This window comes from Pseudonocardia sp. ICBG1034 (assembly GCF_020131375.1).
GTDB classification, from domain to species: Bacteria; Actinomycetota; Actinomycetes; order Mycobacteriales; family Pseudonocardiaceae; genus Pseudonocardia; species Pseudonocardia alni.
Window position 1 is genome coordinate 17,061 of sequence record NZ_JAHLEK010000029.1, and the last position, 11,999, is coordinate 29,059.

Annotated in this window: 9 protein-coding genes and 2 pseudogenes; 9 read left to right on the forward strand and 2 right to left on the reverse strand. The window is 72.0% G+C overall.

What is annotated here, in order from left to right; genetic code table 11:
* The first annotated feature begins 147 nt into the window (after positions 1 to 147).
* On the forward strand, positions 148 to 381 hold the full coding sequence (locus tag KPF22_RS31410; RefSeq protein ID WP_224404263.1) for a hypothetical protein: 234 nt from the start codon (positions 148 to 150) through the stop codon (positions 379 to 381).
* An 83-nt stretch (positions 382 to 464) separates the two neighbouring features.
* Positions 465 to 614: a hypothetical protein gene (locus KPF22_RS31415; RefSeq protein ID WP_224404261.1), complete on the forward strand. Its 150-nt coding sequence runs from the start codon at positions 465 to 467 to the stop codon at positions 612 to 614.
* A 5-nt stretch (positions 615 to 619) separates the two neighbouring features.
* Here the strand turns inward: KPF22_RS31415 and KPF22_RS31420 are convergent, their stop codons facing one another.
* Complete coding sequence (locus tag KPF22_RS31420) at positions 620 to 913, reverse strand: hypothetical protein (protein ID WP_224404262.1); 294 nt, start codon at positions 911 to 913, stop codon at positions 620 to 622.
* 120 nt (positions 914 to 1,033) lie between these two features.
* On the opposite strand from KPF22_RS31420, the pseudogene KPF22_RS31425 reads away from it, so the two are divergent.
* A pseudogene (locus KPF22_RS31425) lies at positions 1,034 to 4,074 on the forward strand (Tn3 family transposase).
* Between the two features lie 200 nt (positions 4,075 to 4,274).
* Here KPF22_RS31425 and KPF22_RS31430 read toward each other — a convergent pair.
* Positions 4,275 to 4,895 (reverse strand): TetR/AcrR family transcriptional regulator, encoded by a 621-nt coding sequence (locus KPF22_RS31430; RefSeq protein ID WP_161152140.1) that lies wholly within the window; start codon positions 4,893 to 4,895, stop codon positions 4,275 to 4,277.
* Positions 4,896 to 5,028: 133 nt separating this feature from the next.
* Here KPF22_RS31430 and KPF22_RS31435 point away from each other — a divergent pair, with 133 nt between their 5' ends.
* The 6 genes and pseudogenes from KPF22_RS31435 to KPF22_RS31460 form a co-directional block, all read left to right on the forward strand.
* Positions 5,029 to 5,886, forward strand: coding sequence for a CoA transferase (locus KPF22_RS31435; protein WP_202417230.1), 858 nt, complete (start codon positions 5,029 to 5,031; stop codon positions 5,884 to 5,886).
* On the forward strand, positions 5,883 to 7,406 hold the full coding sequence (locus KPF22_RS31440) for a class I adenylate-forming enzyme family protein (RefSeq protein ID WP_161152138.1): 1,524 nt from the start codon (positions 5,883 to 5,885) through the stop codon (positions 7,404 to 7,406). The genes KPF22_RS31435 and KPF22_RS31440 overlap by 4 nt, the downstream gene beginning before the upstream one ends.
* Positions 7,407 to 7,448: 42 nt before the next feature.
* Entirely contained in the window at positions 7,449 to 8,609 is a 1,161-nt protein-coding gene (locus KPF22_RS31445) for a thiolase family protein (RefSeq protein ID WP_161152137.1), read from the forward strand.
* Between the two features lie 31 nt (positions 8,610 to 8,640).
* The gene (locus KPF22_RS31450; RefSeq protein ID WP_224404173.1) at positions 8,641 to 10,317 is read left to right on the forward strand and encodes a long-chain-fatty-acid--CoA ligase; all 1,677 of its coding nucleotides are present in this window, start codon (positions 8,641 to 8,643) and stop codon (positions 10,315 to 10,317) included.
* A complete protein-coding gene (locus KPF22_RS31455; RefSeq protein ID WP_161152136.1) occupies positions 10,310 to 11,098 on the forward strand; it encodes an enoyl-CoA hydratase/isomerase family protein in 789 nt (262 codons plus the stop codon). The genes KPF22_RS31450 and KPF22_RS31455 overlap by 8 nt, the downstream gene beginning before the upstream one ends.
* A gap of 13 nt (positions 11,099 to 11,111) precedes the next feature.
* Positions 11,112 to 11,999: pseudogene (locus KPF22_RS31460) on the forward strand (acyl-CoA dehydrogenase family protein); the annotation flags it as partial.

The following is an 11,999-nucleotide window of genomic DNA, read 5'->3' on the forward strand; positions in this document are numbered from 1 at the left end:
GAGGCGTGGCCAGGGTGGGGCGGTGCGGCGCGGGCCGACGAACAACCCTGGCCATGGTCGGAGACCAGCGAGCGGAGCCGGTGGGGAGACGAGGAACCGCGCCGAGGCGGTACTTCCAGTACTTCCACCGCGGGGCGGGCTCGTCCGGTGGCCACACCGACAGCCCCGGCGTGGCGGGTCCATCTGCCGGTGCTGGGTGGCGCGCTCGCGGTCTGGGCGGCGGTGCTGGTGCTGGCAGTACTGATGTCGAGCGCGTTGTTCGCCGTCCCGATCGTTGTAGCCGCGGTGCTGGTGGCGGTGATGACCGGCTGGTCGGCCATTGGCCGGCTTCGGCGCGTCCCGGCGGGGCGGATGGTGTTCGGCGACGACAGCGACGCGTGACGGCGAACGAACGACGAGGGCCCGCTTCGGCGGGCCCTCGTTGTCGGTGCCGTGCGGTACCACAGGACGAGGAGGTGGGAGCCGTGCTCGTACCAGAAGCAGTACTGGTGCTCGGAGGTCTGGGCCTGCTGTTCGGGGGGTTCCTGTGCGGGCGCACCTACGCCGAGTGGGGCCGGTCGCGCTGGGAGATTCAACGCGCCTGGCGCACTCGGCACGCCTACCGGCGCCGGTGACACAGCTAGCTTCCTGGTCGTGGCGTCCTGCCGAGGCGGGCGAGCAGTCGGTCCTGCTGCGGCGCATCAGCATCCACTGGTGTCGCTGGTGCGTACATCTGTTCCAGGTCCAGCGAGTCGACCCACTCGACGTAGGGCTGAAGTACCTGGCTGACTAGGACCGGACCGAGGTCGTCGTCTGCGCCGATCGCCCGGGCGAGGTCCCAGGTGTGCACGGCGACGTCCGCGCATCGGTAGATCGTGAAGTCGGACGCGGGAATGACGCCGGCTGGATGGGCCACGGCCTGTTCGCCCGGCACGCGGCGGAACGCCTCATTTTGTCGGCTGGCCGTCCATTGGAAGGCGCGGACGACGTCGGGGTCGCCGTAGTACTCGCCGAAGATCGGGCGGATACGGCTGAGTAGCCTCCTGAGCTGCGGATGGTGGTTGCTCTGGGGAGGTCGCGGTTGGCGACGCAGGTGTTCGCGGACGAGGAGCTGGAGCGGCTGCGGGGGTTTCCGGAGATCGGCCGGGAGGAGTTGTTCCGGTTCTTCACGCTGGCGCCGGCGGATGTCGCGTTCGTCGACCCGGGCCGGGGCCGCGGACCGGCGGACCGGTTGGGTCTGTCGGTGGCGTTGTGCACGCTGCCGTGGCTGGGGTTCGTGCCCGACGACGTCGCCGCCGCGCCACCGGTGGCGGTCGCCCGGCTGGCTGACCAGCTCGCCGTCGATCCGGGCGTGCTGCGGCACTACGGCCGGCGGGCGAAGACCCGCACCGAGCATCTACGACTGGTAGCGCAGTACCGCGGTTGGCGGGTGCCGACGTCGCTGGAGTTCAAGGAGTTCGACGAGTTCCTGTTGGCGCGGGCGATGGAGCACGACTCGCCGACGTTGTTGTTCCGGCTGGCGTGTGAGTACTTGATCTCGGTACAGGTGATCCGGCCGGGCCCGGTGACCGTGCTGGAGCGGGTCGCGCACGCCCGCGCAGAGGCCCAGCGAGAGACCTACGACCGGCTCGCGCACGAGTTCACGCCGCAGCGCTGTGCCGGGCTCGACGGGCTGCTGGTGGTCGATCCTGCGGTCGGGATGACCCGGCTGCGATGGCTGAGCACCGCCCCGGTCGAGGCCTCACCAGCCGGGATCAAGGCCGAGGTCACGAAGCTGGAGTTCCTGCGCGGGCTGGGCGCCGACGCCCTGGATCTGTCGGTCCTGCCGGCCGAGCGGCGCCGCTTCCTGGCCACGGTCGGGCGCCGGCTGACCGCCCAAGCCCTCGAGCGGCGGGAGCCGCAGCGCCGCTACCCGATCCTGCTGACGCTGGTGGCCCAGTCCGCAACCGACGTGCTCGACGAGGTAGTGAGCCTGTTCGACCAGGCGGTGTCGGCGCGCGAGGGCAAGGCCGAGCGCACGATGCGCGACGCGCTGGCCGAACGGGGCAAGGCCGGCGAGGACCGCCAGGCGCTGCTCGACGAGCTGCTGGCCGTCATCGCCGACACCACGATTGCCGACGAGGACATCGGCAGCGTGCTCCGGGGTGAACGGATCGGATGGACACGAATCCGGGCGGCGATGGCCCAAGCCGTTCCCCGCCTTCCCCGCGATCACGGCCACCTCGGCGCGCTCGACGTGTCGTCCTACGGGTACTTGCGGCAGTTCACCCCGCAGGTCCTGGCCGCGGTGGAGTTCGCAGGCGGCACCGCGGCGGCCGAGCTGCTCGCGGCGGTGGAGATCCTGCGCGGGCTCAACGCCACCGGCGCCCGCCGGGTCCCGGCCGGTGCCCTGACGGGATTCGTGCCCACGCGCTGGCGCGGCTACCTCGACGCGGCCCACGCATCGGGGAACACCAGCGCCTACCGGCACTTCTGGGAGCTGTGCACCCTGCTCGGGCTCCGCGACGGGCTGCGCACCGGGGACGTGTACGTGCCCGGCTCGCGCCGCTACGCCGACCCCGCCGCCTACCTGCTCACCGCCGATCAGTGGTCGTTGCAGCGCGCGTCGTTCTGCGGGCTCGTCGGCAAGTCCGCCGACCCGGCGGTCGCGCTGGCCGCGGTCGGCGACGAGCTGACCGGCGCGCTCGGCGAGCTCGAGCAGGTCCTGGCCACCGGTGACGGCCCGGTCCGCCTCGACGACGCCGGCGACCTGGTGATCTCCCCGCTGACCGCCGAGGACATCCCCGGCGAGGCGGTCGCGCTCAAGGCCGAGCTCACCGACATGTTGCCGTTCGCGCCGATCGTGTCGCTGCTGATCGAGCTCGACGGGCGGATCGGGTTGTTGGACTGCTTCACCCACGCCGGCGGGAAGCAGACCCGTTCTCCGGAGTTGAAGCGGAACCTGATCGCGGTGCTGCTCAGCCACTCCACCAACCTCGGGCTGACCCGGATGGCCGATGCGTGCGGGATCTCCTACGACATCCTCGCCTGGACCGCCGAGTGGTACGTGCGCGAGGAGACGCTGCGCGCGGCGAACCTCGCGATCATCGACCACCACCAGCGGATGCCCCTGGCCGAGGTGTTCGGCACCGGCACCTTGTCCTCCTCGGGCGGGCAGCGGTTCCCGGTGCGGGGCAAGACGACGACCGGGCGGGAGATGACCATCCACGGCGGGCAGGTCCTCTCGACCTACACCCACGTCACCGACCAGCACACCACCTACGGCACGAAGATCATCGTCGCGACCAAGCGCGAGGCCCACTACGTGCTCGACGAGATCCTCGGCAACGCCACCGACACCCCGATCACCGAGCACGCCACCGACACCCACGGCGTCACCCTGGTCAACTTCGGCCTGTTCGACCTGCTCGGCCTGCAGCTCTCGCCCCGGATCCGGGACCTGGGCAAGATCACGCTGCACCGGATCGCCGCGAAGGCCCGCGCCGAGACCGACTACCCCCACGTCGGGCCGCTGCTCACCCGGCGGGTGAACGTCGAGCTGATCGCCGAGCACTGGGACGACCTGCTGCGCCTGGCCGGGTCGCTGAAGTTCGGGCACGCCACCGCGTCGCTGATCGTCGGGAACTCTCGGCGTCGTCTCGGCAGAACGCGCTGGCCGCCGCGCTCAAGGAGTACGGGGCGCTGCGGCGCACGATCTACGCCGCCCGCTACCTGTCCGACCCGACCTACCGGCGCAGGATCTCTCGTCAGCTCAACAAGGGCGAGTCGCTGCACGCGCTCAAGCGCGACCTGCTCTACGCCCACGAGGGAACCGTGCGTGCCCGACAGCTGCAGGCCCAGACCGAGCAGGCGTGGTGTCTCACCCTGGTCACCAACGCCGTCGTGGCCTGGACGACCGAGTACTACGGCCTGGCGGTGGAGTCGATGCGCGCGGCGGGCCGGCGCATCGACGATGAGGTGCTCGCGCACATCTCGCCGGCGCACAGCGAGAACATCAACTTCTTCGGCACGATCGACGTCGACATCGATGGCGAGCTGGCCCAGCTCGACCCCACCGGGTACCGGCCGCTGCGCGTGCGCGACACCCTGTTCTGATCGTTCACAAGCCGGGCGCAGCCAGCCGAGCAGCGAGTCCAAAAGTGTGCCGTAAGCCGATCGCTTTGCGGGACGCTCAGTGAACGCTGGCGGTCACGCGGCGGGGTCCTCCTGACCGCCAGAACCAGAGCCAGCCGTGACGGAGTCGCAATGCGACTTGACCGCGGCCGCGCGCCCGGACGTCTCCAGGCGTCGCGGGTTCACTGACCGGGGAACGTGTCGATTCGGTGCTCCAGGCGCACGACAATCAGGGGCGACGGCGCGTCGTCCGAACTCTCGCCGAACTCGTCGATGATCCGGTCGGCGAGCGGCTGCAGGAACACCTGCCCCAGCTGCCTGATCATGATCGTCAGGACCTGCTCGCCGATCGTGCTGCGCTGTGAGGCGAGGCCACGGCGGCGCAGCTCGCCCACCTGGTCCGCGGCCAGCGCGCTGAGCTTGCTGACGAGGTCGCCGCGTTCGCCGTGCGGGTCCAAGACCGCGCGCCGCAGGTAGTCCACGACGGCCGGGCTCTCCGCGAGCATGGCGGCCACGGCACGGTCGCGGGCCGCGGCCACATCCGCACCCGAGCCGTCCGCCGGCGCGGACAGGATCGCGTCGGCGAACCGGTCGACGATGTCGAGCTCGACCGCCTCACGCAGCGCTTCCTTCGTGCCGAAGTGGTGGACGATCAGCCCGACCGTGACCCCCACCCGGGCCGCGACGGCGCGCATCGGCGTGCCCGCCACCCCGCGCTCCGCGAACAGCTCCAGCGCGGCGTGACGGATCCGTGCCCGGGCCGTGAGGTCCTCGGTCCGGCGCGGCCGCGATCGCTCGCTCATGTCGCCAACCGGGCTTGCACCGTCACGGCACGCATAGTACGACCCCGCCCCTTGTGTCGATCACACCGCGAACTATACGCTTCACCTAGGTTACTGTACGTATGTATAGTCATTTTCGAGGATGGGAGACGACGTGGACCGAGGGGCGGCCGCGCCGCTGGACGGCGTGCGCGTGGTGTCGCTGGCGGTGAACGTCCCGGGCCCGGTGGCCGCGGCACGGCTCGCCGACCTCGGCGCCGACGTCGTCAAGGTGGAGCCGCCGGCCGGGGACGCGTTGCAGGTCGCGGCGCCTGGTTGGTACCGCGAGCTGACCGCCCGGCAGCAGGTCGTGCCCCTCGACCTGCGCGACGCGCCCGACCGCGAGCGGCTCGAGCAGCGGCTCGCGACGGCCGACGTCCTGCTCACCGCGATGCGCCCGGCGGCACTGGACCGGCTGGGCCTGCGCGAGAGCGTGAGCCGTCACCGGCTGGTGCACGTCGAGATCGTCGGCTACGACGGCGAGCGCGCCGGCGAGGCCGGGCACGACCTGACCTACCAGGCCGCGCACGGCACGCTGCAGCCGCCGGCAGTCCCAACCGTCCCGGTCGCGGACCTCCTCGGCGGGGAGCGGGCCGCCCTCGCCGCCGTCGCTGGTCTGCGCCTGCGTGATCGCAGCGGTGCCGCGGTGCACCAGCCGGTCGTGCTCGACCGGGTCGCCCGGGACGCGGCCGCCGGCGTGCGGCACGGGCTGACCGGGCCCGGCGACGTGCTCGGCGGGGGGAGCCCCGGGTACGGGATCTACCCGACGACCGACGGATACGTCGCCGTCGGCGCGGTCGAGCCGCACTTCGTCGCGCGGCTGGGTGACGCCGTCGGCCGCACCCGTACCGAGCTCGCCGCGCGGTTCGCCACGGCGGACAGCACGCACTGGCAGGAGCTCGGCAACGAGCTCGACATCCCGATCGTCTCGGTCGGGCCCACCGTCGACGACACCCTCCAGGAGATGCGATGACCACCCTCGCCGGCGTCCTCGCCCGCACCGCCCGCCGCTGTCCCGACCGGGTCGCCGTGCAGTTCGGCGACGTGGCGCTCACCTACGCCGAGCTGGACCGCGCGGTGGACGAGCTGGCGGCCGAGCTGGCCGGGCGTGGTCTCGAGCAGGGCGACCGCATGCTCCTGCTGGCCGGCAACAGCGACGCGTTCGTCGTCGCCGTCTACGCCGGACTCCGCCTGGACGCGATCGTGGTGCCGATCAACCCGCGCTCGGCACCGACGGAGATCGACTACCTGGTCACCGACACCGGGGCCCGGCTCCTGCTGTTCGGGCCCGAGGTCGCCGACGGCGTCCGGGCGTGGCACTCGCTGCCCGACCGGACGGGCGACGCGGAGCCGCTGGCGCTGGGCACCGTCGAGGGATACGAGGACGTCCGCGCGGCCGCCCGGGACCACGCCGCCCGGCCCACCCACGTCGAGGTCTCCGAGGACGACGACGCTCTGATCATCTACACGTCCGGGACCACCGGGCGGCCCAAGGGGGCACTGTTCGACCATCGCCGGGTGCTGTGGGTCGGGATCAACTCCAGCATCGGCATGGGTCTGCGGGACGGGGAGCGGATGCTGCACGTCGCACCGCTGTACCACTCGGCGAGCCTCAACATGCTGCTACTGAACGGGGTGATGCTCGGAGCGACCCACGTGATCCTCCCGGCGTTCGAACCGGCCACGGTGGCCGACACCCTCGCCCGCGAGCGGATCACGTTCTTCTTCGGCGTCCCGACGATGTACACCCACCTGCTGCGGCTGCCGGACCTCGCCGCTCGCGATCTCTCGCGCCTGCGGATCTGCCTCTACGGCGCCGCACCGATGCCCGCCCGCACCGCCGAGGCCCTGGTCGCAGCGCTGCCCGACGCCTGGATCGTGCAGGCGTGCGGCCAGACCGAGGGCGGCCCGGGCGGCATCCTGCTGCACCACGACGACGTCGTCGCGCGCCCGGAGGCCAGCGGTCGGGTCGCGGTGCCCAACACCGAGGTGCGGATCGTCGACCCGAGCGGGAACGACGTCGAGCCGGGCACCGTCGGCGAGATGATCATGCGCGGCGAGTCGATGATGAAGGGCTACTGGCGCAAGCCGGAGGCGACCGCCGAGACCGTGCGCGACGGATGGGTCCACACCGGCGACCTCGCCCGGATCGACGAGGACGGCTACATCACCCTCGTCGACCGCCTGAAGGACCTCATCATCACCGGCGGGGCCAACGTCTACTCCGCGGAGGTGGAGGGTGTCCTCGCCGCACACCCCGCGGTCGGCGACCTGGCCGTCGTCGGGCGCCGGAGCGAGGAGTACGGCGAGATCGCCGTCGCCGTCGTCGACCTCGCCCCGGGCGCCACGCTCACGCTCGACGAGCTGCGCGAGTACGGCCGCACGCATCTCAGCGGCTACAAGCTCCCGCGGGAGCTCACGATCGGCGCCGTGCCGCGCAACCCGTCCGGCAAGATCCTCAAGCACCGGCTCCGGGGGGCCCTGGATGGCTGAGGAACGTGAAGGATTCCCGCACCCGCTGACAGGAGACGCCGCATGACCCGAGAAGCCGTGATCGTCGACGCCGTCCGCACCCCGGTCGGCAAGCGCGGCGGGCAGCTGCGCGACTGGCACCCGGTCGACCTGCTCGCGCACACCCTCACCCACCTCGTCGACCGCACCGGCGTGGCCCCGGACTCGCTGGCCGACGTGATCGTGGGCTGCGCCCTGCAACGCGGCGAGCAGACCGGCAACGTCGCCCGCACCGCGCTGCTCGGCGCCGGGCTGCCGATCGGTCTGCCCGGCACCACCCTGGACCGGCAGTGCGGCTCCGGTCAGCAGTCGGTCCATTTCGCGGCGCAGGGCGTGCGCTCCGGCGAGTACGACGTCGCGATCGGCGCCGGTGTCGAGTCGATGTCGCGGGTCGATCTCGGTCCGCTGTTCGACCCGAGCGGGCCGCGGGGCGAGTGGTACGGCGAGCGGGCGCTCGCCCGGTTCGAGGGCAACCTGCCTGCCCAGGGTCCGTCCGCCGAGCTGGTCGTCGCCAAGTGGGGCTACACCCGCGACCAGCTCGACGACTTCGCCGTCCGCAGCCACCAGCGGGCCGCCGCGGCGACCGACGCCGGGCACTTCGCGGCGCAGCTCGTGCCGCTGGAGGGCGTCGACGGCCCGATGACCCGCGACGAGGGCATCCGCGCCGCGCCCGACCGGCAGCGGATGGCCACGTTGACGCCGGTCTTCGACCCGGCGGGCGCGATCACCGCCGCGAACTCGTCCCAGATCAGCGACGGCGCCGCCGCGCTGCTCGTCGCCGACCGGTCGTACGCGGAGGCGGTGGGCCTGCGGGCGCGGGCGCGGATCGTGTCGATGGCGGTCGCCGCCGACGACCCGGTTCTGCAGTTCACCGCGATCCTCGCCGCCACCCGCGCCGCGCTCGACCGGGCCGGGCTGACGATCGTTGACATCGACCTGGCCGAGGTCAACGAGGCGTTCGCGCCCGTCCCGATGCTCTGGCGCGACGAGTTCGGCTACCCGGACGACCAGCTCAACGTGAACGGCGGCTCGATCGCGATCGGCCACCCGCTCGGCTCGACCGGCGGACGCCTGCTCACCCAGCTCCTCGACGAGCTGGAGCGTCGCGAGGCCCGCTACGGCCTACTCACCGTCTGCGAAGCCGCCGGCATGGCCAACGCCACCGTCATCGAACGCCTCCCCTGACCCCACCCGCGCACCGACGAAGGAGTCCCTCGTGCCGGCACCCACCCGCACCGTCGTGACCGGATACCCGTCCACGATGGGCGACGACGTCCAGCTCAACACCACCACCCTGATCCGGCACGCCGCCCGGACCCACGGCGACCGCGAGATCGTCTACCGGCTCCCGGACGGCGGCTGGGGCCGCTACACCTACGCCGACGCCTACGACCGCATCGTGCGCGGGGCGAACGCCCTGGCCGGCCTCGGCGCCGGCCCGGCCACCCGGGTCGGCATCCTCGACTGGAACAGCCGCCGTCACTACGAGCTCTACTGGGCGATCCCCGGTCTCGGGTCGGTGATGGTGCAGCTCAACCTGCGCCTGGGGCCCGAGGACCTCTCCTTCGTCGTCGCCGACAGCGGGACCTCGATCGTCTGCGTGGACGAGACGCTGCTGCCGGTCGCCGAGGCCGTGGCCCCGATGCTGCCCGACGTCACCGCGTGGGTCGTGCTGACGGACAAGCCGCTCGACCAGATCAGCACGACGCTGCCGAACGTGCACCACTACGAGGACCTCGTCGCTGCCGCGGCGCCCCGGATCGACTGGCCGGAGATCGACGAACGCTCCGCCTACGGCGCCTGCTACACGACCGGCACCACCGGCCGGCCGAAGGGCGTCTACTACTCGCACCGCGCGATCTGCCTGCACTCCTTCTCGCTCGCCACGAACATCGGCATGACCCTCGACGACTGCACGATGCTGATCACGCCGATGTTCCACGGACAGGCCTGGGGCCTGCCGCAGGCGGCCACCCTGACCGCCAACAAGATCGTCTTGCCGGGCCGGTACACGGCCGAGGACACCAGGCCGCTCACCGACGCGCTGATCGCCGAGGACGTGACCGTCACCAACGGTGCTCCCGCGATCTTCGGGCCGATGCTGGACTACATCCGCTCGCTCGAGGACAAGCCCGACCTGGGACGGCTGCGGATGATGTCGGGCGCGACCGAGCCGCCGCTGTCGTTGATGCGCGGCTTCGCCGAGCTGACCGGCGCGGAGATCGTGCACGCCTACGGCGCGACCGAGACCACGCCGCTGGTCACCATGAACCGGTACAAGCCGGGCGTGCGTGCCCGGCTGTCCGGTGACGACCTGCTCGAGCTCAAGCGCAAGCAGGGGCTCCCCGCCACCCTGGTCGACGTCCGGCTCGTCGACGCGGCCGGCGAGGACGTCCCGCACGACGGCGTCGCCCAGGGCGAGATCTGTGTGCGCGGCCCGTGGATCACCACGCGCTATCACAACATGGCCGATGCCGACGACCGTTTCACGGGCGGCTGGTGGCGCAGCGGCGACGTCGGCACGATCGACCCGGACGGCTACCTCAAGGTCACCGACCGGCTCAAGGACGTGATCAAGAGCGGCGGCGAGTGGATCTCCTCCATCGACATGGAGAACCTGCTGGCCGGCCACCCCGCCGTCGCCCAGGCGGCGGTCGTCGGGCTGCCGCACCCCAAGTGGCAGGAGCGGCCGTTCGTGCTCATCGTCCCGACCCCCGGGCACGAGGTGACGCTCGCGGACCTGCATGCGCACCTGTCGTCGGCGTTCGCGTCCTGGCAGCTGCCGGAGTCCTTCATCACGGTCAGCGAGATCCCCCGCACCAGCGTCGGCAAGTGCGACAAGAAGACCATCCGCACGACGTGGGCCGGTCACTACGGCGGTACCGATGACTGAGCAGCCCACCGAGACCCTGGTCTCCGCCGAGCGGCACGGCCCGGTCGCACTGCTCACGCTGGAGCACGTCGGGTCCTACAACGCGCTCGGCCGCGACCTGGTCGCCGAGCTGACCGGCCGGCTCACCGACGCGGCCGCCGACCCGGATGTGCGCGTCGTGGTCGTCACCGGCGCCGGCCCGGCGTTCTGCGCCGGCGCCGACATCGCCGAGGTCCCGGCCATGATCGGCGCCGCGCCGACCGACGAGCTGCCGTTCGACCGGCTCTTCGACGTCCTCACCGACTACCCGACACCGACGGTCGCGGCCGTGCGCGGCATCGCGTACGGCGGCGGGTGCGAGCTGGCGTTGGCCTGCGACATCGCGATCGCCGGCCATTCGGCCCGGTTCGCCGTCCCCGAGGTCAAGCTCGGGGTCATTCCCGGGGCCGGTGGCACGCAGCGGCTCGTGCACGCCGTCGGCAAGGCCAAGGCGATGCGCATGCTGCTGTCCGGCGACGCGGTCGACGCCGCATGGGCCTGCGACGCCGGGCTGGTCGCCGACGTGGTCGACGATGACGAGGTCGTCCCGGCCGCGATCGGGCTGGCCCGCCGCATCGCCGGGAACGCGCCGCGCGCCGTGGCACTCGCCGCGGACGCCGCCCGCCGAGCCCACGACCAGCCGCTGCGGGAAGGGCTGGCGACCGAACGCCACAACTTCCTGCGCGCGCTCGGCACCGACGACGCCCGCGAGGGGCTGTCCGCCTTCACCGCGGGCCGCACACCAGCCTTCACCGGCCGATGAGAGGGAGCATCCGATGATTCTCGACGACTACCGCGCCCCCTGGGCCACCCAGGAGCTCGACGACCTCCGCGGGCTCGCCCGCACCTTCATCGCGAAGGAGGTCGTGCCGAACCAGGAGCGCTGGGCGGCGGCGCACATGGTCGACCGCGAGTTCTGGCGGGCCGCCGGCCGGGCCGGGCTGCTCTGCATCAGCATCCCCGAGGAGTACGGCGGCGGCGGCGCGACGTTCGCCCATGAGGCCGTCATCGCCGAGGAGCAGGCCCGCGTCGGTGACGACGCCTGGGCCAACATGGTCCACAGCACGATCGTCGCGCACTACATCAACGCGTTCGGTACCGAGGAGCAGAAGCAGCGCTGGCTGCCCGGCATGGCCTCCGGTGACCTCGTCGGCGCGATCGCCATGACCGAACCCGGAACCGGCTCGGACCTCCAAAGCGTCCGCACCCGCGCCCGCCGCGACGGCGACCACTATGTGATCGACGGTGCCAAGACGTTCATCTCCAACGGCACCCACTGCGACCTGCTGGTCGTCGTCGCCCGCACCGGGGACGACGAGGGCGGCAAGGGGCTGTCCCTCATCGTCGCCGAGACCGAGGGCCTGGAGGGCTTCGAGCGCGGCCGCGTGCTGGACAAGATCGGCCAGCACGGCCAGGACACCGGGAGCTGTTCTTCTCCGGCATGCGGGTCCCGGCGGGCAACCTGCTCGGCACCCAGGGACGCGGCTTCGCACAGCTGATGCAGCAACTGCCGCAGGAACGACTGATCATCGCGGTGGCCGGCGCCGCGGCCGCCACCGCGGCAGTCCGCGAGACGATCGCCTACGTGAAGGAGCGGGAGGCGTTCGGTCAGAACCTGATGAGCTTCCAGAACACCCGCTTCGTGCTCGCCGAGTGCGCCACCG